The organism is Euzebya pacifica, from assembly GCF_003344865.1.
GTDB classification, from domain to species: Bacteria; Actinomycetota; Nitriliruptoria; order Euzebyales; family Euzebyaceae; genus Euzebya; species Euzebya pacifica.
In genome coordinates this window covers 2757795-2782724 of record NZ_CP031165.1, presented here as the reverse complement: position 1 = coordinate 2782724, position 24930 = coordinate 2757795, and the positions used below count along the sequence as shown (strand labels likewise).

The window sequence follows — 24930 nt, the reverse complement described above, 5'->3', positions numbered from 1 at the left end:
TCCCTCACACCCCCTGTACGGCGTTGGCGACGAGCCGTCCCAGGTCGAGCTTGCTGGCCTGCTCGAGGTCCTCCCGGTACTTCAGGACCGAGCCCAGCGTGTGGGTGGCGAGCTCGACGTCGAGGGTGTCCGCGCCGAGGGCCACGAGGGCACGGGTCCAGTCCAGCGTCTCGGCCACACCCGGCGGCTTGAACAGGTCCTCGGCCCGGAGCCCCTGCACCACCCCGACCACCTGGGCGGTCAGCTCCGCACCTGCGTCCGGGCAGCGACGACGGACGATGGCCACCTCGCGTTCGAACGTGGGATGGTCCAGCCAGTGGTACGTGCACCGGCGCTTCAGGGCGTCGTGCACCTCGCGGGTGCGGTTGGAGGTGATGACGACGACCGGTGGCACCTCGGCCACGATCCGCCCGAGCTCGGGGATCGTGACGGCGTACTCGCTGAGCAGCTCGAGCAGGAACGCCTCGAACTCGTCGTCGGCCCGGTCGATCTCGTCGATCAGCAGGACCGCCGGGCTGGTGCGGATCGCCTGGAGGAGGGGGCGGGCCAGCAGGAATCGTTCGTCGTACAGCTCGTGCTCGAGCGCCTCGACGTCACCGGTGGACCCGGCCGTCTCGGCGGCTCGCAGGTGCAGCAGCTGGCGGGGGAAGTCCCAGTCGTACAGGGCCTGTGACGCGTCGATGCCCTCGTAGCACTGGAGGCGGATCAGCGGCGCGTCGAGCAGGCCCGCGAGGGCCTGTGCCAGGGCGGTCTTGCCCACGCCGGGCTCGCCTTCGAGGAAGAGCGGCCGGGACAGGCGCAGTCCCAGCCAGGCGACGGTCGCCAGGCCCGTGTCGGCGAGGTAGTCGGCGTCGGCGAGCGCCCGTCGAAGGTCATCTGGGGAGGCGACGCCGTCGGGCATCGGGCCGGCTGGCTGGGTCAAGGAGGATCACACCATGTGGTCGGCGAAGTGGGGTCGGCGAACGGACCGGCCAGCGGGGTGGGGCCGCCGTCGGGCGGCCCCACCCCTGCTGGTCCATCGGATCAGGACAGCGCGGCCCGGACGGCACGACGGGTGAGGACCCGGGCGAGGTGCTGCCGGTAGGCGGCGTCGCCGTTGAGGTCCGACGGGGGCGAGGTGCCCTCCGCTGCCTGTTCACAGGCCGCGTCGATGGCGGCCCTGTCGCCGGTGTCGAGCCCCGCCAGCGCAGCCTCGACGCCCGAGGCACGCACCGGGGTCGAACCCATGTTGGTCAGTCCGATGTGGGCGTGGTCGATGGAGCCGTTTCCGGCGACGACCGCCAGCGCACCGACGATCGCCCAGCCCTGGGTGACGCGCGTGAACTTCTGGTAGTTCCAGCGGGCACCATCGGGCAGCTTGGGCCACGACACCTCCACGAGCACCTCGTCGGGCGCCAGCGCCGTCTCGAGGTAGTCGCTGAAGAAGTCGCTGGCCTTGATGTCGCGACGGCCGTTGGGACCCTCCGCGACGAACCGGGCGCCGAGGGACAACGCCATCGCTGGCATGTCGCTGGCCGCGTCGCCGTGGGCCAGCGACCCGCCGTGGGTGCCGCGGTGGCGGACCTGTGGGTCGCCGACCTTGGCCGTCACGTCGGCGATGACGCCGCAGTGCTGCTGGACCAGCGGGTTGCTCAGCACGTCGTAGTGGGTGGTGGCTGCCCCGATGACGAGACGGTTGCCGTCCTCGCGGACGCCCTTCATCTCCTCGACCCGACCGATGTCGATCAGGGTCTCGGGGTAGGCCAGCCGCAGCTTCATCAGCGGCAGCAGGGAATGTCCACCGGCCAGCAGCTTGGCGTCCTCGGCAGAGGACAGCGCCTGGACGGCGTCGGCGACGGAGGTCACCCGGACGTAGTCGAAGGTTGCGGGGATCATCGGTTCAGCCCTCTCCCTTTGCGGCCTGCAGCGCGTTCCAGACGGTTCTCGGTACGAGCGGCATCCGCAGCTCGTTGATCCCGAGGTGGCGCACCGCGTCGATGGCGCCGTTGACGATGGCGGGGGTCGAGGCGATCGTGCCGGCCTCGCCGACACCCTTGACCCCAAGGTCGTTGCTGGTGGCCGGCGTGGTGGTCCGGTCGGTGACGAAGGAGGGCATGTCCGCAGCGCTGGGCAGCGTGTAGTCGATGAACGTGCCGGTCAGCAGGTTGCCGGCGTCGTCGAACTCCACCCCCTCCCACATGGCCTGGGCGATGCCCTGGGCCAGGCCGCCGTGGACCTGCCCCTCCACGATCATCGGGTTGACGACGTTGCCGATGTCGTCGACGCAGACGTACTTGCGGATGGTGACCCGTCCGGTCTCGGTGTCGACCTCCATGGCCGCCAGGTGGGTGCCGTGGGGGAAGGAGAAGTTCTCCGGATCGAAGACCATGTTGGCGGTCAGGTCCAGCTCGACGCCCTCCGGGTAGTCGTGACCGGCGAACACCGCCAGGGCGATGTCCTGGATGGTGGTGGACTTCTCGGGATCGCCCTTCACGGAGTAGGCGCCGTCGGCGAACTCCAGGTCGTCCTCGCTGGCCTCCAGCATGTGGGCGGCGAAGACCTTGGCCTTCTGCACCACCTTGTCGCAGGCTCGCTTCAGGGCGATGCCGCCGACGACCAGCGACCGGGAGCCGTAGGTGTCCAGTCCCATGGGGGCGATCTTGGTGTCGCCGTGCAGCACGTCGACGTCGTCGAAGGGCACCCCGAGGGTGTCGGCGGCGATCTGGGACCACGCGGTGACGTGGCCCTGCCCGTGGGGGCTGGTGCCCGTCACGACCTCGACCTTGCCGGTCGGCAGCATCCGGACCGTGGCAGCCTCCCAGCCGCCTGCGCCGTAGGAGAGCGACCCGAGCACCCGGGAGGGGGCGAGGCCGCACATCTCGGTGAACGTCGAGATGCCGATGCCCAGCTGGACCGGGTCGCCGGACTCGCGACGCTGCCGCTGTTCCTCACGCAGCTCGTCGTAGCCGAACAGCTCCATGGCCTTCTCGGTGGCGGCCTCGTAGTTGCCCGAGTCGTAGGTCAACCCGGCGATGGTGTCGAACGGGAACTCCTCGTGGGCGATCCAGTTGCGCTTGCGCAGCTCCATCGGCTCCATGCCGAGCTCGGCGGCGAGCTCGTCGATGATGCGCTCGATGGCGAACGTGGCCTCGGGCCGGCCCGCACCGCGGTAGGCGTCGGTCGGGGTCTTGGTGGTGAACACCCCGCGACAGGCGAAGTGGTAGGCGTCCATCTTGTAGATCGACGGGAACATGAAGGCCCCGAGGATGGGCACGCCCGGCGTGACCAGCTGAAGGTAGGCACCCATGTCGGCCAGCAGGTCGACCTTCAGGCCGCGGATGCGGCCGTCGGCGTCGGCGGCGATGGCGATGTCCTGGATCTGGTCCCGTCCGTGGATGGTGGCCTGGATGTCCTCGCTGCGGGACGCGGTCCACTTGAGCGGCTTGCCCAGCCGACGGGCGATCGCCGTCATGGCGACCTCCTCGGCGTACACGTTCAGCTTGGAGCCGAAGCCGCCGCCGACGTCGGGGGCGATGACCCGGACCTTCTGCTCGGGGATGGACAGGGTCAGCGCCAGCATCAGGCGCAGGATGTGGGGCACCTGGGTGGCGGAGTACACCGTCACCTCACCGGAAGCCGACGCCGGGTCGACCACGACCGACCGGGGTTCGATGGCTCCCGGGATCAGGCGTTGGTTGACGAACCGACGGCTGACGACGGTGTGGGCCCCGTCGAACGCCGCATCGACGTCGCCGGCCTCGAACGGCCACAGGAACGACACGTTGGAGTCGGTGTCGGAATGGACCTTGGTGGCACCGTCCTCGACGGCGGCGAGCATGTCGACCACGGGGTCGAGGGGCTCGTACTCGACGTCGACGAACTCCAGGGCATCGGCTGCCTGGTAGCTGGTGCGCGCGACGACCACGGCAACGGCGTCACCGACGTACTTGACCTCCTCGACGGCAAGGGCCATGTGGGCCGGGTTGACCATGTCGGCGGTGACCGGCCATGCGCACGGCAGGGCGCCGTACTCGCCCTCGAGGTCGGCACCGGTGAAGGCGGCGACCACACCGGGCTGCTCGAGCGCGTGGCTGGTGTCGAGTCGGCTGATCCGGGCGTGGGCCATCGGCGAGCGCAGCACGGCGGCGTGCAGCATGCCGGGGAGGGTGATGTTGTCGGTCCAGCGGGTCTGGCCGGTGATCAGCCGGGCGTCCTCCTTGCGGAGGGTCCAGTCGCCGACCTTGCCGGTGGCCTCCGGACGATCCTCGATGGCGGTCATGCCGACCCTCCGTTCATCTCGCCAGCGGCCTGCTGGACGGCGGCAACGATGTTCTGGTAGCCGGTGCAGCGACAGAGGTTGCCCTCCAGCCCCTCGCGGATCTCGTGCTCCGTCGGGTCGGGGTTCTGGCTGAGCAACGACGTCGCCGCGCAGATCATGCCGGGGGTGCAGTAGCCGCACTGCAGGCCGTGCTTCTCGTGGAACGCCTTCTGCACGGGTGTCAGCTCACCGTTGCCGAGGCCCTGGATGGTGGTGACCTCCGCCCCGTCGGCCTGGGCGGCCAGCATCGTGCACGACTTGGCCGAGCGGCCGTCCACCAGCACGGTGCATGCCCCGCAGTTGGAGGTGTCGCACCCGACGTTGGTGCCGGTCAGGCCCAGCACGTCGCGCAGGTAGTGGACGAACAGCAGCCGAGGTTCCACCTCGTCGTCGTAGGTGGTCCCGTCGACCGAGACCCGGATCTGCACGCGATCTGCGCGCGCGGACGTGGTTGTCATGGTGTGCCCTCCGAAAAGTGATCGGGCGCCGAAGACCGGCACCGTCTTCGTGCGACCAGCGGAGCGGCTCCATCCCCGGTGTGCTCCTTCACCGAGGCAATCCAGCGGGTCGCATCGCGAGCCTAGAACGGCGGCCGGTCCTCCGGTAGGGGTTTCTCGCAATCGGTGACGCGGGCACTGATGGGGCCCGCCCGGACCGGCTGTGGTTGGATCCGCAGTCGACACCCGGACCCGACATCCGGACCCGACATCCGGCCTCGACTCGACTACCCGACGGAGAACAGCGATGAGCCAGCAGACCGTGCACCTCGACGACCTCGAGTCCCTGGTGGGCACCCCGATCGGTCCGACCGAATGGCACGACATGGACCAACGGATGGTCGACGGGTTCGCCGACGTCACTGGTGACCATCAGTGGATCCACACCGATCCGGAGCGCGCCGCCAGGGGGCCGTTCGGCAGCACGATCGCCCACGGCTTCTTCACCCTGTCGCTGGCGCCCGTCCTGTCCTGGGAGCTGCTCACCGTCGAGGGTGTGTCGATGGCGGTCAACTACGGGTTGAACAAGGTGCGCTTCCCCGCCCCGGTCCCGGTCGGTACTGCCGTACGCGGCACCATGACGCTGGTCGAGCTGACCGAGGTGCAGGGCGGCCTGCAGTCGGTGTCGGAGCTGACCGTCGAACGCGACGGCGGAACGAAGCCCGTGTGCGTCGCCGAGCTGGTCACCCGTTACTACCGCTGAGGCAACATGACGGTTTGACCACTGGCGGTAACCCTCCGTTTCGGTCATAGTATCGAACCGAGGTGCAGTCCACGTCTGTCGGGGGGCGTGTCCGTACCCGTCACAGTCGACCCACGGGGACATCACCTATGCAGCGGGCCCGGATCATCGAGCGCATTCGCGTTGCCAGCGCGCCGCCGCCTGCTCCGGTGTCGATCAGCTTCGACCCGACACCCCACGAGGACGCCGAGCCGATCCCCGCCCCGTCGGGCGACGACTCGTCGGCTGACATGGCGGTGTCGTCGGCCGCACGGGCTGCCGCCACGGGGCGGGCGCTCGCCGAGGACGACCTGCGGTCCGGTCGTCGCGTCCCCGCGCCGGCAGGTGGGTCGGAATGACCGATCTGGCCGATCTCCAGACCGCCGTCCGCCAGATCCCCGGCGTGGCGGTGGCCGTGGTGCGCTGGCCCGACCCGCTCGGTCCGGCCAACCTGCGCGTGGAGTTCGCCGCTGGCGCGGACCGGCGTGCGGTCACCGAAGCCGTCGTGCGGACGATGGTCGAGGTCGGTCGGATCGACCTGGAGACCATGCAGGTCCACCCCGAGCAGGGCAAGCCCGCTCGCGAGGGCCGACCGATCTTCACCGACCTGCTGATCGAGCGGGAGGGGCACGACGTGCGGGTGCAGGTGACGCTTGCCGTCATCGGTCGTACCCACGTGGGGACGCGCGAGACGACCGGCCGTCGCGTCGACCTGCTCAGGATGACTGCCGAGGCTGCGGTGGCCGCCCTCAACGACTTCGTGCGCGACGGCGCTGTCTACGACGTCAGCCGGATCGACCGGATCGGCACGATCGACGGCGACGACGACCAGGTCACGGTCCAGGTGAAGGCCGACGACCAGCTGCTGCTCGGTGCGGCGCTGGTCCGTGGCGACGCTCGCGAAGCCGTGGTCCGCGCCACCCTCGACGCCGTCAACCGCCACGTCGTCCAGATCGAGCTGCCCGCCTGATCCAGCCGGTTGGCCGTCGGCCCCGGGGGACCCAGCCGCACGTCAGCCGCCGATGTAGGACATCTCCACGCGATCGGCGGGTTGGTGCTGGCGCTGGTGGCGGACCTCGCTGTAGCGGTCGGTCCGCCGACCCCAGATACGACCCAGCTCCTCGACCAGCTCGGGATCGGTGGCCCGTTCGTCGCGGAGGAACGCCCGCAGGTCGTGTCCCTTGCTGGCGAACAGGCAGGTGAACAGCTCACCGATCGCCGACAGGCGGGCGCGGACGCAGGTGGCGCAGAACGGCTGGGTGACGCTGGCGATGACCCCGACGGTGCCGCCGCCGTCGGCGTAGCGGTGGGTGTCGGCCACGGCGGTGCCCCGGTGCTCGTCGGCCCCCTCCAGCGGATGGACCGCCCCGATGGTGTCGAGGATCTCCTGGGCCGACACGACATCGGTGGGCGTCCAGCGGTTGGTGCTGCCGACGTCCATGAACTCGATGAAGCGGACCGTGACGCCCTTGTCCCGGCCCATCTCGGCCAGCGGCACGATCTGGCCCTCGTTGACCCCCCGCTGCACGACGGCGTTGACCTTGGTCCCCAGCCCCGCCTCGACCGACGCATCGATTGCGGCGAGGACGACACCCACGTCGACCTTCGTGTCGGCCATCCGCAGGAAGGTCTCGGGGTCCATGGCGTCCAGGCTGACCGTCACCCGGTCCAGTCCCGCTTGGACCAGGTCCGGCAGCAGGTCGGGCAGCAGCACGCCGTTGGTGGTCATGGCGATGTCGTCGATCCCGTCGACCGCCCGGATCATGGCCACGAGGTCGGGAAGGCCCCGGCGCAGCAGCGGTTCGCCGCCCGTCAGGCGGATCTTGCTGACCCCGTGACCCGCTGCTGCCCGCACGACCCGGACGATCTCCTCGAACGACAGCAGCGCGCTGCGCTCGAGGAACGCGTGGTCGGGACCGAACAGCTCGCGCGGCATGCAGTAGGTGCAACGGAAGTTGCATCGATCGGTCACTGAGACCCGGAGGTCCTGCAGTCCCCTGCCGCGGGTGTCGACGGTCGTCACGCCGTCAGCCTAGCCTTGCACGATGCCGGTCTCCTCAAGGTCGTCGGGACGGTCCCACACCGCGCTCGTCCTGGCGCTGCTCGCGGTGACCCTCGTGGTCTTCCTGCCGAGCACGCCGACACCGGCGTTTCGTGCACCGGGCACGAGGGTTGCGCTGGAGACCACGCGGTTCCTCGCGTCCATGGCTGCCGCCGGCCTGCTGGCATCCGGCGGGACCGGCGTGGACCAGGCCGCGCGCCGACCGTTCGTCGCTGCCCTCGTCCTGCTGGGTGTGACCGACCTGTGGTTCGGCGTCCTGCCCAACCTGGGCACCACCGACCTGACCGGCGACGAGACCCTCCTCCCGTGGATCGCCGCCCGGTACGTCGTCGGGGTGCTGTTCGTCCTCGCCGGTGCGGAGTGGCCCCGCTGGTCCACCGCCCGCCTGGTCACGGTGTCCCTCCTCGCGCTCGTGGCCATCGAGGTGGTCATCGTGACCGGCCCCTCCCCTGCCCTGCCCACGGTGATCGGGGCCGACGGCTTCCCCCAGCCGACCCCGGTGCAGCGGGCGTTCGAGATCGTGCCGATGGCGCTGTTCGGCCTCGGCGCGTTCCTCGCCGAGCGGCTGTACCGCCGCGACGAACAACCGCTGGAGCGATGGTTGTCGTGGGCGCTGATCATCGGCGTGTTCACCCAGCTGCACGAGGCGATCTTCCCCAGCGGCCTCGGACCCGTCATCACCTCCGCCGACCTGCTCCGTGCCGTCACCGCGCTGGTGCTGCTGGCCGGGGTCGTCCGCCAGCTGGCCCGCCTCCGTGCCGACCGGGTGCGCGCGCTCGACGTGTCGCAGGCCGACCTGCGGGAGCTGCGGGAGGTCTCCAGCCGGCTGCAGGACTACGTCGAACGCGAGGCGTCGTTCCGCTCGGTGGTCACCCACGAGCTGTCCACGCCGGTCATGACGATCTCCGCCTACGGCCACCTGCTCCAGCGGGGCGGGGACGCCCCTGCCCGCCAGCGGGCGGTCGACGGGATCGTCACCGAGGCCCGCCGGCTGCGGACGCTGATCGATCGCATGGACGACCTCAAGGAGATGGAGGACACGGCGCTGTCGGTCGACCTGCGGCCAGTGGCGATCGCACCGCTGCTGGACGAGGCCGGCTCGTTCGGCCGGGCCCTCGCCGGGGAGCACGCGGTGCACGTGTCGTCGGAGGACCGCACCCTGCCGCTTGACCCCGTTCGCATCTCCCAGGTGCTTCGCAACCTCATCACCAACGCCGTCCGCCACGCACCGGTGGGCACGCCCATCGTGCTGGAGGGGCGGGCCCGCGACGGGACGTACGTGATCCGCGTCGCCGACCGGGGCCCCGGGGTCGGGGTCCACGCCGAGGAGCTGTTCGAGAAGTACCGTCGAGGCCAGGACGATGCCGAGGGCACCGGCCTCGGCCTGTGGGTGGTCCGCCAGATCGTCAACGCGCACGGCGGGACCGTGGCCTTCGAACGTCCCACCGACACGGGAGCCAGGGTTCGTGTGGTGCTGCCGCTCCAGGAGTCCGTGGAGGAGAACCGATGACCATCCGTGTGCTGCTGATCGAGGACCACGCCAGCCTGCGCCAGGCCATGAGCGCCGTCATGGACCTCGAGGACGACATCGAGGTCATCGGCCATCGCGAGGACGGCGATCCCGCTGCGGCCGTGCGTGCGGCCGCAGGGGCCGACGTGGCCGTGGTCGACCTCGAGCTGCCCGTCGGCCACGGCGCCGACGTCGTGGCCGCCCTGCTGGAGGCCGACCCCCCGGTCCCGTCAGTCGTGCTGACCGGCCTCCGCGACGACCGTGAGCTCGGCCGTGCCATCCAGGCCGGCGCGCGTTCGGTGCTGCAGAAGACCGCGGAGATCCCCGAGATCATCGCGGCGGTCCGGGTGGTGGCCAGCGGCGGTGTGGTCCTGCCCGCGGCTGAGACCCAACGTCGGCTGCGTGCCCTCGACGCCGACCTGAACCGCCGTCGACGGGCTGACCTGGTGCGGGAGGCCCTGACCAGCAGGGAGGTCGAGGTGCTCGAGCACCTCGTCTACGGGGCCAGCACCGCCGAGACGGCCGAACGGCTGGGTATCTCCCCGGAGACCGTGCAGACCCACGTGCGCAACCTCATGGGCAAGCTCGGCGCGGGAAGCCGCCTGGAGGCCGTGAGCCTGGCCCTGCAGTACGAGGTCGTCGACCCACCCTGATCCGGGGCTCCGGGACTGCCGACAGCCGGTCGCCGAACTACCCGAACACGAGTACACCCTTCGCGGGCGGACACCGCATCGTGGTGTCATGGCCGCAACCCCCACCCCCGATACCGCCAGCCGCCGCGACGGTCGGATCGGCCGCGGGTTGTACGAACCCCGCCTGTTCGGACTGGGTCTGCTCGACCTCGGGCTGGTCGCATCCGCCATCGCGCTCATCGGCGGCCTGTACGGGACGCTGGCAGGCACCCAGTGGGGACTGCCGCTGCTGGGCGTTGCCACCTCCATGCTGGTCGTGGTGCTGGCCCGACGGGACCGGGACCTGGAGGTCAGCCAGATGCCGGACATCACGATCGGCGAGGTCGCCGAACCCCTGCCCCGGCTGAGCCGTCAGTCGACCCATCCCCGGCACGACCTTGCGCTGCTGTCCCCGCTCGTCCCGGCGGTCGTCCGCACCGATGACGGATGGGGCGTGGTGTCGATGGAGGTTGCGGTCGCGGCGCTCGCACGACCGGACTTCCACGGCACCTGGGCCGACGTGGCCCAACCGCTCGTCCCGCTGCAGGGATCGACGCGGCTGCGGACGCTGCGACGGGTGCCCCGTGACCACGAGGTCCTGCTGGTCCAGCCCCCCAACGGCGGCCCGCCGCTGGGTGTCACCGGGGCACGGCTCCGCAACCTCGGACCGCAGCCGGTCCGTCGCCGGCACCGGGCCCGTGTCGTCGACCTGACCCGCGCGCCCGCTGACGGCGCGTCCCCCGTCACGCCCTCCACCCGCCCCAAGGTCGGTGCATGACGACTGTCCTCGCCGCTGGCGCCGTCCTCGAGTCCGACCTCCTTCGCTTCTGGATCGCGCTGGCGCTCCTGCTGACGTCCGCGAAGGTCCTGGGCCACCTCGCGAAGCGGCTGGGACAACCCACTGTCGTCGGTGAGCTGTCTGCCGGCATCCTCCTCGGTCCCACCCTGCTCGGACGCGTGTTCCCGCAGGTGACCGAGCAGCTGTTCCCCGACGAGGGGACCGTCGCGATCATGATCGCGGCGGTGGCATGGCTGGGTGTGGTCCTCCTGCTGGCCGCAACCGGGTTCGAGGTCGACCTCGGCACCCTGCGGCGGCTCGGCAGGGCCGCCCTGACGGTCGGTGGTGCCAGCCTCGTCATCCCGGTGGCCCTGGGCTACGGGCTCGGACAGGTCCTGCCCGATTCGTTCTCGGGCGGTGAGGACCGGGCGGCCCTGCCGCTGTTCATGGGGGTGGCGCTCGGCATCTCGGCGTTGCCGGTCGTGGCCAAGGTCCTGCGTGAGCTGCGGCTCGCCAAGGCCGGCGTCGGTCAGATCATGCTGGCGGCCGGCATGCTCAACGACGTGGTCGGCTGGGCCCTGCTGGGCGTCGTCGCCGCGGTGGCTTCCGGCGGCGTGGGCGGTGGCACGTCCCCTGCGGTCGGCCTGGCCATCGCGCTGGGCGGGGCGTTGCTGACCATCGTGGGTGGGCTGACGATCGGCCAGCGTGGCGTCGACCGCCTGCTGCGCTTCGTCCGACGCCACGACGCCAGCAACGGGACGATGCTCGGCGTGTCGGTGATCATCGTGATCATCGCCGGATCGATCACCCAGGCGCTGGGTGTGGAAGCCGTGCTCGGCGCGTTCGTGGCCGGCATGGTGCTGGCACGATCACCCCTCGGCGGCCGTCGGGTGGAGCAGCCGCTCAGCACCCTGGCCGACCACGTGCTGGCTCCCGTCTTCTTCGCCACCGCCGGCCTGAAGGTCGACCTCTTCGCGATCGTTGCCCCTCCCCTGCTGTGGTGGACCCTCGCCATCCTCGCCGTGGCCGTCGGGGCCAAGGTGCTGGGCGGCTGGGTGGGCGCGCGCCTGGGCGGCTTCGGCAACCGCGACGGCCTCGCCATCGGCGTGGGCCTCAACGCCAGGGGGGCCCTCGAGATCGTCGTGGCGTCCCTGGGCCTGTCCTTGGGCGTGCTGTCCAACGAGGCCTATTCCGCGGTGGTCGTCATGGCCGTCGCCACGTCGTTGATGGCCCCTCCCCTGCTGACCTGGCTGCTGCAGCTGGACCCCGACGGCCCCGACGAGGGCGACACCGGCGTGCTGGCGCAGGTCCGGACCGCGTTGTTGCCCACCCGTGGTGGTGGCTCCTCGGTCCTGGCCGGTCGCGTGCTCTCCCGCGTCCTGCCGCCCACGGCCAGCATCACCGCGTTGACCGTGCACTCCGCCGCCGAGGACGCGGTCGCCGGCCGCGAGGCGGCCCGCAGCATCCAGACCCACGTCGACCGGCGGATGCGCTGGCGCGACCACATCGCCGAGGATCCCGCGAAGGCGGTCCTGGCCGAGTCGGTCATGGGCTACGAGATGATCGCGCTGGGCGCCACGGCCACGTCGGCCGGCGGCCCGACCGCAAGCCGCGTGCTGCAGCAGATCGTCACGGCCGCGACGGTGCCCGTGCTGCTGGTCCGCAGCGCCCTGGACCGGCCGCCGGAGGACATCGACCTGGACCGCATCGCCGTGGGTGCCAGCGGAACCACCTCAGGTGGCCTGGCGATCGACCTCGCGATCCGCATGGCGGCGGGCGGCGGGGCCGAGCTGTCGATGATCCACATCATCGACCAGCCCCGCGTCGACCGGCGGGACCGTCAGAAGGCATCCCGCTGGCAGGCGCAGGCCTTCGCCGACATCGACGGGATGCTCGCCGAGCCACGGCAGGCTGCCGAACGCTCCGGGGTCGGGGTGGACGTCAAGCTGCGTCGGTCCCGCACCGTCGCGGAGGACCTCGTCGCTGCTGCCGTCGAGGCCAACGCCTCGCTGCTGGTCGTCGGTGGCGAACCACGTCACGAGGGTGGGGCGTTCCTCGGCCACACCGTGACCCACCTGCTGGCGACCGCCCCCATGTCGGTTGCGGTGGTGATCAACCCCCGCTGACCGTCAAGCGGTCAGCGACGCGGCCACCTCGTCGACGCGGGCCTCGAGCTCGGCGATCGTCCCCTCGTTCCAGATCACGTGGGTGGCGACGGCCAGCTTGTCCGCGAGCGGCGCCTGGCTGTTGATGCGTCCCCACGCCTCGTCGGGGTCCATGCCCCGGTCGGCCACCAGCCGGTCGTGCTGGACCTCGGGCCCCACGGCGACGACCACGATCGTCGGATAGGCCTCGGCATGGCCCATCTCCACGAGCAGGGGCGAGTCGACGACCACCGGGCCGTCGTGGTCGGCGAGTGCACCGATGCGACGGCCCATCTCCTCCGCGATCCGGGGATGGGTGATGCCGTTGAGGTCCTGTCGGGCGGCCTCGTCGGCGAACACGAGCGCGCCGAGCGCCGGCCGGTCGAGCGTGCCGTCAGCCAGCAGCATGTCCGCACCGAAGCGGTCGGCGATCTCCGCCAGGGCCGGCTGACCGGGTTCGACGACGAACCGCGCAACCATGTCGGCGTCGATGACGGGGAACCCGTGCACGTCGGCGAACCGCCCGGACACGGTCGACTTGCCGGATGCGATGCCACCGGTGAGGCCAACGAGCTGCATGACGTCATCCTGACGGTCGCCCGATCGCGGCACAAAGGGGGACGGGCCCGACACGAGGTCGGGCCCGTCCGGGTGCATCGTCGTGGTCACGACCGTCGAGGATGACCCCGCAACATCATGCGAGCGCGCTTCCGACGTCGTCGATGGCGGTGATCACCGTGTCGACGTGGCCTTCCAGGCCGCCTGCGACGGCGTCCTGGCTCAGCGCACCATCGGTGATGTCGGCGAAGAAGGCGCCGGCGTCCTGACGGTACTGGGCGAGGTTGTCTAGGGCGCCCTGGGTGGCTGCCTCGTCGCCGGCCAGGAGGCCGTTGGTGTAGTCGACGAAGAATCCGATGTGGTTGCGCCACAGCGAGAGGAAGGCGTCACGCTGGTCGGGCGCAACCGCGGCCACGAGGTCAGCGAGCTGCTGGGAGTTCGCATCGAGTGTCGCGGCTGCCGCCTCGAACGCGGCCTGGTCGCCCACGACGAGCTGCTCCAGCGCGATGGAGGCGAGGTAGACGTGCTCCTGCAGGGTGGTGCTGATGTCGGTCAGCAGGGCTGCCCCATCGGTGTCGACACCGTCGATCCCGGCGGCCGTCGCGATGGCGCCCGCCAGGGCACGTGCGGAGTTGTCCACGACGTGGTCGGCTGCACCCTTGAGCTGGTCGAACGCGCCGGTGTCACCGGCAGCGAAGCCGTCGATGGTGGCGATCACGGTGTTGACGTGCTGCTCGAGGCTCGCCGTGACGTCCTCCGCGGCGATCGCACCGCCGGTGATCTCGGCGAAGAAGGCACCAGCGTCCTGCCGGTACTGGTTCAGCCCGGCGAGCGCGTCGTCCTTGGCTGCCTGGTCGCCAGCCTTGGCCCCTTCGGTATAGGCGACGAAGAAGTCGATGTGGTTCTCCCACAGGCTCTGGAAGGCCTCCTGCTGGTCGGGCGCCACGGAGCCCACGAGCCCGGCCAGGCGTTCGGTGTTCTCTGCGAGGGACTCGGCGGCAGCCGCGAAGGCATCCGGTCGGTCCTTCAGCAGCTGCTCGAGGGTGATGGCGGCGAGATAGACGTGACCCTGGAGCGTGGCGGCCAGGTCCTCCTGCAGCGCTGCGCCCTCGGAGTCGACCCCGTCGAAGCCCGCGGCCTGCCCCAGACCCGCGGCCAGGGCCGGTGCGGATTCGTCGGTCACGTACGTGGCCGCTTCCCGGACGCTCTCGAAGGCAGCGATGGACTGCTCGGACTCGGCGTCCTCCGTAGCCTCGGTCTCCGCAGTGCTGGGGTCCTCGCTCGCGACGTCCTCCGTCGCGGCTTCGGCGTCCGGAGTGGAGGCGACATCGTCGGCCGCCGGGTCTGACTGGGTTGCGTCCTCGGTCTGGACCTCGACATCGTCGACGTCGTCGGAGTCGTCGGAGTCATCGGCCGCGCATCCGGCGAGGACGAGGGCAAGGACCATCAACGGCGCCAGCAGACGCCAGGACAGGGGTGAAGTGGAGTGGTTCATTCGTAGACCGCTTTCTGTCGGTTCCCGTTCGGAACCGGACACCGCTCGGGCTGCTCCGGTTCAACGAACACATGCCCGACACGCGTTCGACGACAAACAACTGAATCCTGTCCGGGAGACGACAGATCCGTGTCGTGTCGCGGGATCTGGCCACGAACACAGAAGGACCCGAGCCGGTGGCTCGGGTCCTTCGTGTGTGTCTGTGTGGCTACTCGTCCTCGGACGACGCGTCGGCGTCGGCGTCGGCGTCGGTCGCCTCGTCCTCCTCGGCAGGAGCCTCCTCAGCGGGGGCCTCCTCGACGGCAGGCTCCTCAGCAGGGGCCTCCTCGACGGCAGCCTCCTCAGCAGGAGCCTCCTCGACGGCAGCCTCCTCAGCAGGAGCCTCCTCAGCGGGAGCCTCTTCAGCGACCGCCTGCTCGGTGGTCGTGTCGTCCTCGGCGGGCGCCGGCGCGTCGGCCGGTGCCTCCTCGGCAGCAGCCTCGGCGGGCTCGTCGTCCTTGACGGCAGCAGCCTGGGCCTGAACCCGGGCGATGACGTCCTGGGCGGACAGGCCACCCTCCTCGGAGCTGGCCTCCTCGGCCTGCTGCGCACCCTGGGAGCGCTGCAGCGCCTGGGCCAGGGCAGCACCCATGGCCGAGCCACCGTCGCCGGCCTCGGGCGCACGACCGGAGGAGGAGTCCTCCGCGGCGTAGGCCGGAGCCTCGTCGATCTCCGGGGCCTCGCCGTAACCGGCCTTGACGGCCTGCTTCAGCGAGAGGGAGATACGACGACGGACGTCGTCGATGTCGATGATCTTGACGGTGATCCGGTCGTTGACCTTCACGACCTGCTCGGGCTGCTCGACGTGGGCGTCGGCCAGCTCGGAGATGTGGATGAGGCCCTCGATGCCGTCCTCGACCTTGACGAACGCACCGAAGGGAACCAGCTTCGTGACGTTGCCCTCGACGAACTCGCCGACGTAGTGCTGACGGGCGAACTGCTGCCACGGGTCTTCCTGGGTCGCCTTGAGCGACAGGGAGACGCGCTCGCGCTCCAGGTCGACGTCCAGGACCTCGACCTCGACCTCCTGGCCGAGCTCGACGACCTCACCGGGGTGGTCGACGTGCTTCCAGGACAGCTCGGACACGTGGACCAGACCGTCCACGCCACCCAGGTCCACGAAGGCACCGAAGTTGACGCAGCTGCTGACCGTGCCCTTGCGGATCTCGCCCTTCTGCAGGGTCTCGAGGAACTCGCGGCGGAACTCGCTCTGCGTCTCCTCCAGGAACTTGCGACGGGACAGGACGACGTTGTTGCGGTTCTTGTCGAGCTCGATGACCTTGCACTCGAGCTCCTGACCCACGTAGGGGTGCAGGTCGCGGACACGACGCATCTCCACCAGCGAGGCGGGCAGGAAGCCGCGCAGGCCGATGTCGAGGATGAGGCCGCCCTTGACGACCTCGATGACGGTACCGGTGACCGTGGAGTCCCGCTCGTGGATCTCCTCGATCTTGCCCCAGGCGCGCTCGTACTGGGCGCGCTTCTTGGACAGGACCAGACGGCCGTCCTTGTCCTCCTTCTGCAGGACCAGTGCCTCGATGACATCACCGACGGCGACGACCTCGTTGGGGTCGACGTCGTGCTTGATGCTCAGCTCGCGCGAGGGGATGACACCCTCGGACTTGAACCCGATGTCCAGCAGGACCTCTTCGGGGTCGACCTTGACGACAACCCCCTCCACGATGTCGCCGTCGTCGAAGTCCTTGACGGTGGCCTCGAGGGCAGCGAGGAACGCTTCTTCGGAGCCGAACTCCTCGAGGAGGATGGCGGCACCTCGTTCGCGTTCTTCGTCCACAGCGGACGTGAGGGTGTACTGGTCGGTCATGTTGGCGGTCCGTTCACAGGGGATTCTGCAGGGTGTCGACGTCGGTCGACGCTGGCTTCGATGGGAGTGCCCCTCGTCCGGGGGGCGACGGGTGCTGGGGCGCGGCTCTGTCTCGCGTGCAGCACAGAAAGCCCCGAGTAGGGGCGAGCAGCCAGTCTGCTGTACGGCCCGGCCGCTGTCAACCAAGGGCAACAGCTGCCGGACGAGGCCGGGTCAGAAGGCCGGTCGGTCGTCCTCGGTGTAGGGGTGGATCCGCAGGTCCGCCCACACCCACACGGTCTTGGAGCGGGGGTAGAACCAGATCGGCACCGCCACCATCACGCCGATGGCGATGAACGTCAGGGCACCCCACGGCACGTCGGGCCACGTCAGCAGGATCGTGCCGAGGAACGCCACGAAGAAGCTGATCAGGCACACGGCCATGTTCATGATCAGGGCGCCGACCCAGTAGCCGTCCTCACCGTGGGTGTAGGAGTAGTGGCAGCTGGGGCACTCGTCGACGACGTTGCCGTACCCCTCGGTGATCGGCTTGTGTCCGCAGAGGGGACAACGAACGCGCAGGGCGTTCAGCAGCGACGGGGAACGGGGGTCGGCGGACATGTGCCCAAGGATGCCAGCGGTGTCACGGACCCGACGATTCGCCTGACGCTACAGCTAGGCCGGACCGGCGACCGATCGCAGCTGCTGCCGCGCCGCCTCGGCGCCGGTGGCGATGGGTGCCATCAGCGCCTCCTCCGGGACGCCGAACGCCTCGACCAGCTCCAGCGCCCGTGGCCGCAGCTCGTTGCACAGCACGTCGACCATCTGGGTGATTCCCTTGGTCGTCTCGGGCGTGAGGCGGCCGTGCTCGAGGAACCAGGCCCGGTCGGCCTCGATGGTGTGCAGGGCGTAGAGGTCGGCGACCAGCCCGAGCAGCTCGCGGACGTCGTCGTCCTCGCACTTGCCAACCGCGGCGGTCAGGTGGCCGAGCACCACGTTCTCCATGTGCACGCGGGCGGCGTACAGGACGTGGGTCTGGGCGCGGTTGAAGGCCGCGAAGGCATCGCCGTCGTCGTCCATGCCGGCCTTGATGCGGGCGGCCACCGTCTCCAGGGCGTGTTCCTCCCGATCCGCGAACAGCTCGCAGTGCCAGCCGCGGTCGCGCAGGTCCTCGGTCTGGCGGACCGGGGCGGCGCCGCGAAGGGACTGCAGCAGCGGCACGGCCCGCAGCCGCTCCACGACGTTGTCCAGGACCCGGTCGGCGACGAAGCGCACGGTGCCCATCAGGTCCAGCTCGGAGAACTCCTCGCTGTAGCCGGTGAGCAGGCCCTTGGCCACGAGCTGCATGAGCACGGTGTTGGCGCCCTCGAACGTCGCGAAGACGTCGGTGTCGGCTCGCAACGACGGCAGCCGGTTCTCCGACAGGTAGCCGGCGCCGCCGCAGGCCTCGCGACACGCCTGCATGACCTCGTTGCAGTGCCAGGTCGCCTGGGCCTTCATGCCCGCGGCGATGGACTCGACCTCGCGGCGGGCCTCGGCGTCGTCGCCGTCCTGCGAGGCGACGTAGCGACGCACCAGCTCCTCCTGCGCGAAGTGCAGCGCGTAGGTGCGGGCGAGCAGCGGCAGCAGCAGCCGTTGGTGGGCCTGGTAGTCCAGCAGGCGGTTCTCCTGGACCTCGTCGGGTGAGGAGAACTGCCGCCTGGTCTCGCCGTAGCGGACGGCGATGGTCAGCGCCACCTTGCTGGCGTTGATCGCCGCACCCGACACCGAGGTCCGGCCCTGCACCAGCGCCCCAAGCATGGTGAAGAACCGGCGGGTGCGGCTCTCGATGGTGCTGCGGTAGGTGCCGTCGGGGTCCACCGTGCCGAAGCGGTCCAACAGGTTCGTGCGCGGGACACGGACGGCATCGAAGGTGATCCGGCCGTTGTCCACCCCGTTGAGCCCGGCCTTGTGGCCGTCGTCGGTGATGTGCACGCCGGGCAGCAGGTTGTGCTCGTCATCGCGCAGCGGCACGAGCAGGGCATGCACGCCGTGGTTGGTGTCGTCGACGATCAGCTGGGCGAACACCACGGCCATGCGCCCGTCACGGGCGGCGTTGCCGATGTAGTCCTTGCGGGCGTCCTCGTCAGGGGTGTGGACGATGAACTCGTCGTCGGCCGGCGCGTAGGTGGCGGTGGTGCGCAGCTGCTCGACGTCGGAGCCGTGGCCCGTCTCGGTCATGGCGAAGCACCCGGGCAGGGCGAGGGTGACGATGTCGGGGCCGTAGCGCTCGATCTGCTCGGCGTTGCCGAGCTGCATCACGGCGCCGCCGAACAAGCCCCACTGCACGCCGACCTTGACCAGCAACGACAGGTCACCGAAGGCCAGCGTCTCGAAGGCAGCGATGCCGCCCCCGGGGTCGTCGTGGCCGCCCACGTGGCCAGGGAACCCAAGCGACGGGCCGATGCCGTGGCTGGCGAGGCGTTGCATCTGCTGCGCCACGCGGGCCCGGTGCTCCTCCACCCCCAACCCGATGGCGGGTCCCATGTCGGGGTCCTTCAGCAACGTCCGGACTTCGTCGCGGACGGCCGCGTGGGGCCCATCGAGCAACGTGCGCAGTGACTGGGTGGTGCTCACGCTGGAGAACGTAACCCCAGCCGATGGGGGCGAAACACCCCCGTTCGGTATTCGCCGTCAGATGGCGAGGGCCCGGTCGAGGTCGTCGCGCAGGTCCTCGACGTCCTCCAGCCCGACCGACAGCCGTATCGTCCCGTCGCTGATGCCGATGGCCCGCCGGGCGTCGGGCCCGATGCGCCGGTGCGTGGTCGTCGCCGGGTGGGTGGTGAGGGACTTGGCGTCGGCGAAGTTGTTGGAGATGTCGATGACCCCGAGGGCGTTGAGGACCCCGAACGCCCGGTCGGTGCCGCCTTCGACCTCGAACGTCACGACCGTGCCCCCACCGGTCATCTGTCGGCGTGCGAGCTCGTGCTGGGGGTGGGACGGCAGCCACGGGTGGCGCACCCAGGTGACGGCGTCGTGGCCCTCCAGCCAGCCGGCGAGGTCCAGGGCCGACGCGGCCATGCGCTCGACGCGCAGCGACATCGTCTCCAGGCTCTTGAGGACCACCCAGGCGTTGAACGGGCTCATGGTGGGACCGGTGTGCCGCATGAAGGGCTGCAGCTGCTCGCCGATGAAGGCGGCCGTCCCGAGGACCATGCCGCCGAGCGTCCGGCCGTGCCCGTCCATGTGCTTGGTGGTGGAGTAGACGATGACGTCGGCACCGTGTTCCAGCGGGCGCTGGAAGACCGGCGAGGCGAAGATGTTGTCCACGATCACCGTGGCCCCGGCGGCGTGGGCCAGGTCGCTGACGGCGGCGATGTCGACCAGCTGCTGCATGGGGTTGGCAGGGCTCTCGAAGAAGACGGCCTGGGCCGGGGCAGACAGGGCACGTTCCCACTGGGTCAGGTCGTCACCGTCGACGAAGTCGCAGGTGATCCCGTAGCGGGGCAGCAGCTCGTCGAGGATGACGAAGCAGGAGCCGAACAGGCTGCGCGACGCGACGACCCGGTCGCCGGTGCGGGTGCAGGCCAGCAGGGCGTTGAAGACCGCGGCCATGCCGCTGGCGGTTGCCCAGGCCGCCTCGGCACCCTCCATGGCGCGGACCCGTTCCTGCAGCATCGACACGGTCGGGTTGGACACGCGGGAGTAACGGTGTCGGTCCAGCTCGCCGGCGAACGCCGCGGCCGCTTCCTCCGCCGAGGCGTAGACGTAGCCCGACGTCAGGTAGAGGGCCTCGGCGGTCTCGTCGTGGTGGCCGCGGTCCAGCCCCGCACGAACCGCGAGGGTGTCGGGGCGCAGCTGCTGCTCGTCCATGTCAGTGCTTCTCGGCCTCGGCCCACGACGGGCCGGACGCCCAGTCGACCTCGAGCGGGACGGCCAGCTCGATCACCCCGGACATGGTGTCCACCAGCAGGTCGCGGAGCTGGTCGTGATCGGCCGTGGTTGCCTCGCACACGAGCTCGTCGTGGACCTGCAGCAGCAGCTGGGGCGCCGGGTCACCCGCCCAGTCGGCGGTGGCCATGGCTGCCCGCACGTCGTTCATGGCGATCTTCATGATGTCGGCGGCGGTGCCCTGGATCGGGGCGTTGAGCGCCATGCGTTCGGCCATGGCGCGACGCTGCCGGTTCTCGCTCATCAGGTCGGGCAGGTAGCGGCGACGGCCGGTCAGGGTCTCGGTGTAGCCGCTGCGCCGCGCCTCCTCCACTCCCCCGTACAGGTAGGACCGCACGCCGGGGAAGCGTTCGAAGTAGGCGTCCATCAGCTCCTGGGCCTCGTCCCGGCCGATCGACAGCTGCTGCGCCAGGCCGAAGGAGCTCAGGCCGTACGCCAGCCCGTAGGTCATGCCCTTGATCTTGGACCGCTGGGTGTTGTCGACGTCGGCGACGTCGACCCCGAAGACCTTGGCCGCGGTCGCCGCGTGGATGTCCTCCCCCGAACCGAACGCGTCCAGCAGCCCCTCGTCCCCCGACAGGTGGGCCATGACCCGCAGCTCGATCTGGGAGTAGTCGGCGACGACCAGCGTGTCGTAGCCCTCGCCCGGGACGAACGCCCGGCGGATCTGCCGACCGAGCTCCGTACGGATCGGGATGTTCTGCAAGTTGGGGTTCTGGCTGGACAAGCGGCCGGTGACGGCGACGGTCTGGTTGAACTCCGCGTGCACCCGGCGGGTGCGGTCGGCACCCACCATCGCCAGCAACGGGTCGATGTAGGTGCCCTTGAGCTTGCTGTACTCGCGGTAGTCGAGGATCGCCTGGATCACCGGGTGTTCCTCGACGATCTTGCGAAGCTCCGCCGCGTCGGTGGACCAGCCGGTCTTGATCTTCTTGGTCTTCTTCAGGCCGAGGTGTTCGAACAGCAGGCTCTGCAGCTTCTTGGGCGAGTCGAGGAAGCCCAGGTCCTGGAAGTCCTCGAGGTCGCGTTCGTCACCCTCGACCGCCACGAGCGCACGGGACCGGGCGTCGGCGACCTTGTCCTCGAGGTCCGCGCCCAGCTCGGCCAGCACGCGACCGTCGACGGTGATGCCGGCCCGTTCGAGGTCCGCCAGCCCGGCGATGAGCGGCAGCTCGATACGGCGAATCAGGTCGGCCTGACCGCGCTGAGTCACCTCGGCGTCCAGCACCTCTGCCAGCTCGAACAACGCCTGGGCCTCGAACGCACGAGCACGCCAGGCGGTGTCCTGCTCGGTCTCGAACATGCCGAGCTGCCCCGACTCCTCCCCTGCCCGCTGGACCTCCTCCTCGGTGGCCAGGTGCTTGGAGAGGTACTCCAGCGCGAGCTTGTCCAGGGCGTAGGTGCGGGCCGACGGCTGCAGGACGTAGGCCCACACCTCGGTGTCGATCATCGGTTCGGTCGGCTCGTCGAAGCCGGCGGCACGGGCGAAGTGGTGCAGCTTCTTGCCGTCGTGGACCCACAGGGGATGGTCGTCGGTGCCGGACAACAACCGCTGGACCGCGACGCGGTCGTCCTCGCCGAGCACCTCGGTGCGGGCGGTGATGGGGTCGGCGCCGGACGCGGCCAGGGCGATCGCGACGGCCTCGACGGCGGGCAGGGACCCGGCGGTCGTGGGGACCACGGCGACGGGCTGGCCACCGGGCACCTTGCCCAGCCAGGCCGCGATCTCTCCGGTGTCGCCACGGTGCGGCTCGTTGTCGAAGCCGCCTGCGGCTTCTTCCGCCTGGGCGCCGAGGACCGTCTCGTTCAGCCGGTCCCACAGCGAGCGGAACTCCAGGGTGGCGAACAGTCGCTGGACGGCTGGGGCGTCGATCTCGCCACGACGGAAGTCCTCCACCGGTCGTGGCAGGGGCAGCTGGCGGTTGACGGTGGTGACGATGCGGCTGGCCATCACGGCGTCGCGGTGCTCCAGCAACATCGCGGGCACCTTCTTGCCCCGGATCTGCTCGATGTTGTCGTAGATCCCCTCCAGGGTCCCGTGGGCGGCCAGCAGCTTGGAGGCGGTCTTGTCGCCGACCCCGGGCACGCCGGGGATGTTGTCGCTGGGATCACCGCGGAGGGCGGCGAGCATCGGATAGCTGGTCGGCGGCACCCCGTACTTGTCCTCCACCGCGGCGGTGTCCATCACGATCGTGTCGCTGATGCCGCGCCGGGTGTAGAGCACCCTGACGGCCCCGTGTTCGCCGTCGCCCTCGTCGACCAGCTGGAACAGGTCGCGGTCGCCGGTGACGACCAGCACGTCCCAGCCGTCGGCCTTGGCGGTCTCTGCGTAGCTGGCGATGAGGTCGTCGGCCTCCTGGCCCTCGAGGTCGACACGCGGGATGCCCATGGCCTCGAGGACCTCGTCGATCAGCGGCAGCTGGGACTTGAACTCGTCCGGCGACTTCTTGCGGTTGGCCTTGTACTCGGGCAGCAGCTCGGTCCGCTCGGCCGGGCGCCCCTTGTCGAACACGGCGGCCAGGGCCTCCGGCGGGTGCTCGTCGAGCAGCTTGATCACCATGGACGTGAAGCCGTACGCGGCGTTGGTGACCTGGCCGGTGGTGGTGCGCAGGTCCTCGGGCAGCGCGAAGAACGCGCGGTAGGCCAGGCTGTAGCCGTCCAGGAGGGCGAGGGTCGGTCGAGGTGCAGTCATGGGGGCGTCGATCCTACGTCGAGCAGGAGATCAGTGGTTCCATGTCGAAGGCCTCCGCGCATCGCCGGACCCTGCCCCCGTGGGCCCGGCTTGCGCACTGCCTTGATCACATTCCTCCGACGACCGTAGTAGCGTTACGACCGTAGTAGGAGATGTACCCGTGGCGGTGTGTTGCGGGACACTCGCACAACACGGTGGCCCGGAGGGAATTCCCCCCGAGGGACGCACCTCCTACAGCAATCGCAAGTAATCTGCCGCGCGTGCCGACCCTGTGCCCCTTTCGGGCCTGCGGGCACGCAACGCACAACCCCCATCCAAGAGGAGTCAGTGGCATGACCACCAACCTTAAGTGGCTGCGCCTCGTCGCCATGATCGCCCTGCTGGCGATCGTCGCGACCGCATGCGCATCCGACAGCGGCGACGACGCGACCGAAGAGGACGCCGACGCCGACGCAACCGAAGAGACCGTCGACGAGCCCACCGAGGACGAGGCGACGGACGAGGCAACCGAGGAGGAGGAGCCTGCAGAGGAGGCCACCACCGAGGAAGCCGCAGAGGAGCCCGCCGGTGACGGCGCGGAGAACCTCAAGATGGCCTACATCCTGCCCGAGACCGGTCAGCTCGCCTTCCTGGGCCCGCCGATCATCAACGGCTTCCAGCTCGCCGTGCAGCAGATCAACGAGGCCGGCGGCGTCAACGGTGCCGAGGTCCTGCAGGACGGCGGTGACGAGGGTGACGGTGACGGCACCATCGCCAACCAGACCGCTGACCGCCTGCTCGCCGAGGACGTCCACATCATCATGGGTGCGGCCTCGTCCGGTATCTCCCTGACGATCATCGACAAGATCACCGGTGCGGGCGTCGTCCAGTGCTCGCCGTCCAACACCTCCCCCACCTTCACCAACTACGACGACGGTGGCCTGTACTTCCGCGCTGCCCCGACCGACGCCCTGCAGGGTCCGGTCCTGGCCGAGCAGATCGTGGCCGCTGGCGGCACCAACGTTGCCGTCCTGGCGCGTGCCGATGACTACGGTCAGGGCCTGCTGGACGCCACCGTGGCTGCCCTCGAGAACGCCGGCGCGACCGTTGCCGTCGAGACCACCTACGACCCGATGGCCCAGAGCTTCGACGCTGAGGTCGAGCAGGTCGTCAACTCCGGCGCAGACGCCGTCGCCCTGATCGCCTTCGACGAGGGTGCCCGCATCCTGTCGACCATGATCGAGCGTGGCGTTGGCCCGGCCGACATCGTTGTCTTCGGTGCCGACGGCATCGCCTCCAACGACACCCCCGGCCTGGTCGACCCGAACAACCCGGCCGTCCTGGTCGGCATGCGCACCACCTCCCCGACCCCTGCGTCGGACGAGGGCTTCAACACCGCCCTGTCGGAGTTCGCTCCCGACGTGACGGACACCCTGTTCGCTGCTGAGGGTTACGACTGCGCCATCGCTGCCGCCCTGGCTGCGCACGCTGGTGGGTCCAACTCCTCCCAGGCGATCGCCGACAACATGATCGCCGTCACCGGTGGCGGCACCAAGTGCACCTCCTACGCCGAGTGCATCGAGCTGCTCGACGCTGGCGAGGACATCGACTACGACGGCCCGTCCGGTCCGATGGACTTCACCGACGCCGGTGAGCCCTCGCAGGGCACCTACGCCCTCTCGGAGTTCACCGCCGAGGGCACCCTGGAGCAGATCGACACGATCGTCTCCAGCCAGTAACACCCTCCGGTGAT

Annotated in this window: 19 protein-coding genes and 1 pseudogene; 8 read left to right on the top strand and 12 right to left on the bottom strand. The window is 70.1% G+C overall.

The genetic code is table 11. The annotated features are described in order from the left end of the window. Positions 1-4: 4 nt before the first annotated feature. From DVS28_RS11800 to DVS28_RS11785, 4 genes are all read right to left on the bottom strand, one after another. Positions 5-922 (bottom strand): AAA family ATPase, encoded by a 918-nt coding sequence (locus DVS28_RS11800; protein ID WP_216826575.1) that lies wholly within the window; start codon positions 920-922, stop codon positions 5-7. A gap of 101 nt (positions 923-1023) precedes the next feature. Beyond that, positions 1024-1875, bottom strand: coding sequence for an FAD binding domain-containing protein (locus DVS28_RS11795; protein WP_114591626.1), 852 nt, complete (start codon positions 1873-1875; stop codon positions 1024-1026). A 4-nt stretch (positions 1876-1879) separates the two neighbouring features. Further along, positions 1880-4258 (bottom strand): xanthine dehydrogenase family protein molybdopterin-binding subunit, encoded by a 2379-nt coding sequence (locus DVS28_RS11790; protein WP_114591625.1) that lies wholly within the window; start codon positions 4256-4258, stop codon positions 1880-1882. Beyond that, positions 4255-4755: a (2Fe-2S)-binding protein gene (locus DVS28_RS11785; RefSeq protein ID WP_114591624.1), complete on the bottom strand. Its 501-nt coding sequence runs from the start codon at positions 4753-4755 to the stop codon at positions 4255-4257. The genes DVS28_RS11790 and DVS28_RS11785 overlap by 4 nt, the downstream gene beginning before the upstream one ends. 286 nt (positions 4756-5041) lie before the next feature. Between DVS28_RS11785 and DVS28_RS11780 the strand changes: the two genes are divergently transcribed. The 3 genes from DVS28_RS11780 (at position 5042) to DVS28_RS11770 (ending at position 6485) form a co-directional block, all read left to right on the top strand. Continuing rightward, entirely contained in the window at positions 5042-5497 is a 456-nt protein-coding gene (locus tag DVS28_RS11780; protein WP_114591623.1) for a MaoC family dehydratase, read from the top strand. A gap of 128 nt (positions 5498-5625) precedes the next feature. Then, positions 5626-5874 carry a hypothetical protein gene (locus DVS28_RS11775; RefSeq protein ID WP_114591622.1) on the top strand — a complete coding sequence of 83 codons (249 nt, stop codon included), beginning with the start codon at positions 5626-5628 and terminating at the stop codon, positions 5872-5874. Beyond that, positions 5871-6485 carry a hypothetical protein gene (locus tag DVS28_RS11770; RefSeq protein ID WP_114591621.1) on the top strand — a complete coding sequence of 205 codons (615 nt, stop codon included), beginning with the start codon at positions 5871-5873 and terminating at the stop codon, positions 6483-6485. The genes DVS28_RS11775 and DVS28_RS11770 overlap by 4 nt, the downstream gene beginning before the upstream one ends. Before the next feature lie 42 nt (positions 6486-6527). On the opposite strand, the gene moaA is transcribed toward DVS28_RS11770, so the two are convergent. Then, the gene (gene moaA, locus DVS28_RS11765; RefSeq protein ID WP_114591620.1) at positions 6528-7538 is read right to left on the bottom strand and encodes a GTP 3',8-cyclase MoaA; all 1011 of its coding nucleotides are present in this window, start codon (positions 7536-7538) and stop codon (positions 6528-6530) included. 22 nt (positions 7539-7560) lie between these two features. Between moaA and DVS28_RS11760 the strand changes: the two genes are divergently transcribed. The 4 genes from DVS28_RS11760 (at position 7561) to DVS28_RS11745 (ending at position 12662) form a co-directional block, all read left to right on the top strand. Next, positions 7561-9087, top strand: coding sequence for a sensor histidine kinase (locus tag DVS28_RS11760; RefSeq protein ID WP_114591619.1), 1527 nt, complete (start codon positions 7561-7563; stop codon positions 9085-9087). Beyond that, positions 9084-9740, top strand: a complete 657-nt coding sequence (locus tag DVS28_RS11755) for a LuxR C-terminal-related transcriptional regulator (RefSeq protein WP_114591618.1) — start codon at positions 9084-9086, stop codon at positions 9738-9740. Before DVS28_RS11760 ends, DVS28_RS11755 begins: the two co-directional genes overlap by 4 nt. 88 nt (positions 9741-9828) lie before the next feature. Then, on the top strand, positions 9829-10536 hold the full coding sequence (locus DVS28_RS11750) for a hypothetical protein (protein ID WP_114591617.1): 708 nt from the start codon (positions 9829-9831) through the stop codon (positions 10534-10536). Then, on the top strand, positions 10533-12662 hold the full coding sequence (locus tag DVS28_RS11745) for a cation:proton antiporter domain-containing protein (RefSeq protein ID WP_114591616.1): 2130 nt from the start codon (positions 10533-10535) through the stop codon (positions 12660-12662). The genes DVS28_RS11750 and DVS28_RS11745 overlap by 4 nt, the downstream gene beginning before the upstream one ends. 3 nt (positions 12663-12665) lie before the next feature. Here the strand turns inward: DVS28_RS11745 and coaE are convergent, their stop codons facing one another. The 7 genes and pseudogenes from coaE to polA all read right to left on the bottom strand — a co-directional run bounded on the left by coaE (position 12666) and on the right by polA (position 23198). Beyond that, on the bottom strand, positions 12666-13259 hold the full coding sequence (gene coaE / locus DVS28_RS11740) for a dephospho-CoA kinase (RefSeq protein WP_114594138.1): 594 nt from the start codon (positions 13257-13259) through the stop codon (positions 12666-12668). A gap of 115 nt (positions 13260-13374) precedes the next feature. Beyond that, positions 13375-14733, bottom strand: coding sequence for a hypothetical protein (locus tag DVS28_RS11735; protein ID WP_164710418.1), 1359 nt, complete (start codon positions 14731-14733; stop codon positions 13375-13377). Positions 14734-15151: 418 nt separating this feature from the next. Next, positions 15152-16597, bottom strand: a pseudogene (gene rpsA / locus DVS28_RS11725) (30S ribosomal protein S1); the annotation flags it as partial. A 213-nt stretch (positions 16598-16810) separates the two neighbouring features. Then, the gene (locus tag DVS28_RS11720; RefSeq protein ID WP_114591612.1) at positions 16811-17197 is read right to left on the bottom strand and encodes a DUF983 domain-containing protein; all 387 of its coding nucleotides are present in this window, start codon (positions 17195-17197) and stop codon (positions 16811-16813) included. Between the two features lie 54 nt (positions 17198-17251). Continuing rightward, a complete protein-coding gene (locus tag DVS28_RS11715) occupies positions 17252-19192 on the bottom strand; it encodes an acyl-CoA dehydrogenase family protein (RefSeq protein ID WP_216826574.1) in 1941 nt (646 codons plus the stop codon). A gap of 57 nt (positions 19193-19249) precedes the next feature. Then, the gene (locus DVS28_RS11710) at positions 19250-20428 is read right to left on the bottom strand and encodes an O-succinylhomoserine sulfhydrylase (RefSeq protein WP_114591611.1); all 1179 of its coding nucleotides are present in this window, start codon (positions 20426-20428) and stop codon (positions 19250-19252) included. Position 20429: 1 nt separating this feature from the next. Beyond that, entirely contained in the window at positions 20430-23198 is a 2769-nt protein-coding gene (polA, locus tag DVS28_RS11705) for a DNA polymerase I (protein ID WP_114591610.1), read from the bottom strand. 332 nt (positions 23199-23530) lie between these two features. On the opposite strand from polA, the gene DVS28_RS11700 reads away from it, so the two are divergent. Beyond that, positions 23531-24916 (top strand): ABC transporter substrate-binding protein, encoded by a 1386-nt coding sequence (locus DVS28_RS11700; RefSeq protein ID WP_114591609.1) that lies wholly within the window; start codon positions 23531-23533, stop codon positions 24914-24916. The last annotated feature ends 14 nt before the right edge of the window (positions 24917-24930 follow it).

Bases quoted from the DNA above. Each gene is read 5' to 3' on its own strand.
- DVS28_RS11795 (WP_114591626.1), bottom strand. From the start codon at position 1,875: ATGATCCCCGCAACCTTCGACTACGTCCGGGTGACCTCCGTCGCCGAC.
- DVS28_RS11790 (WP_114591625.1), bottom strand. From the start codon at position 4,258: ATGACCGCCATCGAGGATCGTCCGGAGGCCACCGGCAAGGTCGGCGAC.
- DVS28_RS11785 (WP_114591624.1), bottom strand. From the start codon at position 4,755: ATGACAACCACGTCCGCGCGCGCAGATCGCGTGCAGATCCGGGTCTCG.
- DVS28_RS11780 (WP_114591623.1), top strand. From the start codon at position 5,042: ATGAGCCAGCAGACCGTGCACCTCGACGACCTCGAGTCCCTGGTGGGC.
- DVS28_RS11775 (WP_114591622.1), top strand. From the start codon at position 5,626: ATGCAGCGGGCCCGGATCATCGAGCGCATTCGCGTTGCCAGCGCGCCG.
- DVS28_RS11770 (WP_114591621.1), top strand. From the start codon at position 5,871: ATGACCGATCTGGCCGATCTCCAGACCGCCGTCCGCCAGATCCCCGGC.
- DVS28_RS11760 (WP_114591619.1), top strand. From the start codon at position 7,561: ATGCCGGTCTCCTCAAGGTCGTCGGGACGGTCCCACACCGCGCTCGTC.
- DVS28_RS11755 (WP_114591618.1), top strand. From the start codon at position 9,084: ATGACCATCCGTGTGCTGCTGATCGAGGACCACGCCAGCCTGCGCCAG.
- DVS28_RS11750 (WP_114591617.1), top strand. From the start codon at position 9,829: ATGGCCGCAACCCCCACCCCCGATACCGCCAGCCGCCGCGACGGTCGG.
- DVS28_RS11745 (WP_114591616.1), top strand. From the start codon at position 10,533: ATGACGACTGTCCTCGCCGCTGGCGCCGTCCTCGAGTCCGACCTCCTT.
- coaE (WP_114594138.1), bottom strand. From the start codon at position 13,259: ATGCAGCTCGTTGGCCTCACCGGTGGCATCGCATCCGGCAAGTCGACC.
- DVS28_RS11735 (WP_164710418.1), bottom strand. From the start codon at position 14,733: ATGAACCACTCCACTTCACCCCTGTCCTGGCGTCTGCTGGCGCCGTTG.
- DVS28_RS11720 (WP_114591612.1), bottom strand. From the start codon at position 17,197: ATGTCCGCCGACCCCCGTTCCCCGTCGCTGCTGAACGCCCTGCGCGTT.
- DVS28_RS11710 (WP_114591611.1), bottom strand. From the start codon at position 20,428: ATGGACGAGCAGCAGCTGCGCCCCGACACCCTCGCGGTTCGTGCGGGG.
- polA (WP_114591610.1), bottom strand. From the start codon at position 23,198: ATGACTGCACCTCGACCGACCCTCGCCCTCCTGGACGGCTACAGCCTG.
- DVS28_RS11700 (WP_114591609.1), top strand. From the start codon at position 23,531: ATGACCACCAACCTTAAGTGGCTGCGCCTCGTCGCCATGATCGCCCTG.